General features: G+C 57.7%; 2 protein-coding genes and 1 pseudogene. 1 reads left to right on the forward strand and 2 read right to left on the reverse strand.

The features are described from left to right. Positions 1–179: 179 nt before the first annotated feature. Positions 180–962, forward strand: a complete 783-nt coding sequence (locus IRZ31_RS20665; protein ID WP_112428911.1) for an HAD family hydrolase — start codon at positions 180–182, stop codon at positions 960–962. Here the strand turns inward: IRZ31_RS20665 and IRZ31_RS20670 are convergent. After that, positions 931–2832, reverse strand: coding sequence for a BTAD domain-containing putative transcriptional regulator (locus tag IRZ31_RS20670; RefSeq protein WP_112428910.1), 1902 nt, complete (start codon positions 2830–2832; stop codon positions 931–933). The genes IRZ31_RS20665 and IRZ31_RS20670 overlap by 32 nt on opposite strands. Before the next feature lie 247 nt (positions 2833–3079). Next, positions 3080–3547: pseudogene (locus IRZ31_RS20675) on the reverse strand (hypothetical protein); the annotation flags it as partial.

Below are 3547 nucleotides of genomic sequence, written 5' to 3' on the forward strand. Positions count from 1 at the left end.
CTTTTCCGACAGTTCTTCCCCGTTTCTCTGAAGTTTCTGAGACTGCTCTCTGCATCGCCGGGTACGAGACAGGGAAGGGCGCGGTGTCCGCCATAAGTGAATTCCCTCGCTTGTGGAGATCGTTGAGCGCTCTCAAGCGCAGCAATCAGGCGAGAGGGAGGGTGGGTGGCAGGAAAGGGATGCAATATGGTATACTCGCATTGATGAAGCAGTATCATGGTCACAGACAGATTCCTCATCCTCGGGGTTTGCTTTTCGACATGGATGGGGTGCTATTGCTCACCAGCCAGAGTCCGGCTCAGAGCTGGCAAGAAGTGGCTCGCCAATTTGCGCCGGCACTGGACCTTCCTGCCGAGGCCCTCTTTCAGGCTCTGCAAGCAAGCTATCAGGCGTACCGGCGCGCCATCGCCCATGATCCCGAACAACAGCGGAGAGATCGTCTGGAGCCATTTGAGACGCGGTTAGAAGTGGTTGCTGGCGCTCTGGCTAGCCTGCAACGAGCACCTAACGAGATGGCAGTGGAGATTGTGCGGGCCTATGAGCAGCTTCGAGACGCCCATCGTTCCCTTGCTCCTCATGCACTGGAAGTGCTCCAGATCTGCCGCCAGCGCTCGCTTGCTCTAGCGCTGGTGACCAATGGGAATGCGACCTACCAACGCCGCAAAATCATGCATCATGGTTTAGCCTCGTGGTTCGATACGCTGCTGATCGAGGAAGAGGTTGGCTTCGCGAAGCCAGATGCCCGCATCTTTCGGCTGGCGTTGGAACGGCTGCATCTCAGGGCTTCTGAAGCCTGGATGATTGGCGATGATCTGACCTGCGACATTACAGGTGCTCAACAAGTGGGGCTTTTTGCCATCTGGTACGACGCGAGCTGCAAAGGACTGAGCCACGAATGCACGGTGCATCCTGACTGGACCCTGCATGACCTTATTGAGCTGCTCCCCCTTCTCGCCCCCTGAGAGAGAAAGGCTGGAGCTGCTCATTCAGTGCTTTGACAGAAGGAACATCGTGGTAGGGTTGTAGCAGCTCCTGGACTTGAAGTAGGTGCTTCTGAGCAGTCAGAGATTGTTCTCCAAGCTCAGTGAGAAGCGCAAGACAACGCGAGACAAAGGTACAGGCTTGCTCGATCTCTCCCTGGCGAGCATAAGCACTGGCAAGATCGCTCAGATAGTACAGTTTGCGCCTGGGAGGAGAAGGAGTGGTTAAGGCTTGCTCCAATGCTTCTTGAGCCTCACGTAAGAACCCATTCGTTGTGGACTGTTGACGCTGATACAGCAGTTGCAGACACACGCCTTTATACCCCAGCAGTAAGCCGGGTTGAAACTCGATGAGAAAGGCCAGATCAGATTCCTGGGCAGAGGAGCCTTCCTGTTCAAGGACACGGAGGCATTCAAGACAGGTATCGTGATGGTGCAAATGAGCACGAATTTCGGCCTCGACTGCAGCAAGCCAGGTATGTAACAGTCGATCGGCATGGGGGAGGCTAAGTTGACGTGCAGCCTGGATACAGCGAAGTGCTCTCTGATACTGCAATGAGTAGGTCCAGGTGAAACTCATCCACCCCCAGATGACCGCCTGGAGGAGAGGATCATCGGCCTCGGCTGCTGCCCGCAGAGCCAGTTGGTAGGAGGTACGAGCTTTCGAATAGTGCCCTCTGTCATACAGCAATACACCAGCGAGCAGTGCCGTCCGACTGATCGTGGCACAGAGCCGCTGGCGGAAACCTGCTGTCTGGGAGCCGGCAAGTACAAACGTCAGACTCTCCAGATATTTCACAACAGCCGAATATAGTAGAGACGGAGGCAAGGCGTGTTCTTCTCGGGCCAGCCAGTACACTCTCGTCTGCTGGTCAAAATAGTGTATTTCTCTCTGGGCGGCCAGTGCTGGTCTGGTGAGCAGTGTCATCAGACGATCACAAAGCTCGGTATCAGTGACCACCAGCAGATCAGAGGAGGTTCGCTCAAAGGAGGGTAGCGAGAAGAAAGGGGAGGCTGGCTGAGGAGCAGCCGGAGATGGAGAGTCCAGAGCCTGCTGAGGATGAAATGATGGGGCGTCGAAGAGAAACGAGAGAGAGAACCCCTGTGCCTTAGCTGCTTCCTGGGCCATCTGATAGCATCGCCATGCCTCCTGAGATCTACCATGCCGGAGCAACATCGCGATCCAGGCCCGGAGCGCTTCCTCATCTGGGGGAATAGAGTGAAACAACGCCCGGTACTGTTCTCCTGCTTGCCAGAGCCTTCCTTGCCGTTCGTAGGCGTTGGCGAGCCAACGCCGGCATTGTCTCAGCATCTCCTCGCTGCGTTGTCGGACTCCATACACCCAGGTCCCTCCCTCCCCTTCCAGCAACTCACCACGCTCCTGATAAGCCAGTGCTTGTTCGAGCAGAGGAACAGCCTCATCAGTGGTGCCTCCCCGATCCTCAGCTTCAGCAAGGAGCGCTCTACAAGTGTCATCATCGACCCAGATAATCGATTGATCTGCCAGTGCATAGCCCGTTTCCAGTGTGCGCACTAGATCTTTGCCAATAGCTCGGCGGATCTGATTGACAGCACTGTAGACCATCTTATCGGCGAGGGCGAGCTGATCGATCTCTGGCCAGAGATCATCCTGGAGAGCAGCGCGCGAAAGATGCCGCCCGGGAGCTGTCAGCAAGCGTTTGAAGACAGAACGAGCTGGCCGTCCTTTCCCCCATGCGGCCTTATCAAGCAAACTCCAGGAGCCATCGGGATTGCGCTTCCAGACTTCCAGGGGGCCATAGAGATAGACACGCAGACGACACGAAGGGGGTACATGAGACTCGTGAGAGACTCGCTGATGATCCTGGGTCATTGGAACCTCCGACCAACCTCCTGTTGTGCATGTACCCAGCGCTCCAAGGCTCAGACGCAACTCCCTGATCTTCGGCGCAGATAGACCGCTGCTCTTCAAGCTGACCTCCTTCGACTCCAGCAAGGAGACGCGCCTTATTCTCTCCAGAGCTATTTTCAGGATAGCATTGCGCACCGCGCCCGTCAAGATGGGAAGGACAAAGCAATCATGTGTATCTGCCCTGACTATGCTCTCAAGAACAGGAGCCCTATAAAAAGGTGCAAACCTGCTTGTCCAGCAGCAGCCAGCCACTGCCCAGGTCCCGCGCCTCCCGGCAGCGCCGTTCCAGCAGCACCCAGGCGATCTCGATCGGCTTCCAGCTCTTCTCCCCGCGGCCAGCAACCCAGCCAAGTCTGCCAGCGGCCCCAGGCACTTCCTGCCAGCCTGTCTGACGGAGATTCGCCGTCGGCCAGTTGGAAGGCGAGGAGCGGGTGCTCACAGGAGCGAGGGCCCTCGTTGTGAGCGTGACCGAGGTGGTCCATCTGCTTGCTGGCGGCAGGACCTGGCCCAACCGGCGCAGGACGGCCAGCTCGAAGCCGAGCTGGCGGCTGATGCCGGTGAACCAGTCGAGCAGGCGGCGAGTGGCAGGCCCGGCGGGCTGGATGACATCGCTGAGTTCGAGCAGTTCGATCCAGCCGCCGGGGCGGGTGACGCGCACCAGCTCGCGGACGACGCC

The organism is Thermogemmatispora sp., assembly GCF_019683635.1.
Taxonomy (GTDB): Bacteria; Chloroflexota; Ktedonobacteria; order Ktedonobacterales; family Ktedonobacteraceae; genus Thermogemmatispora.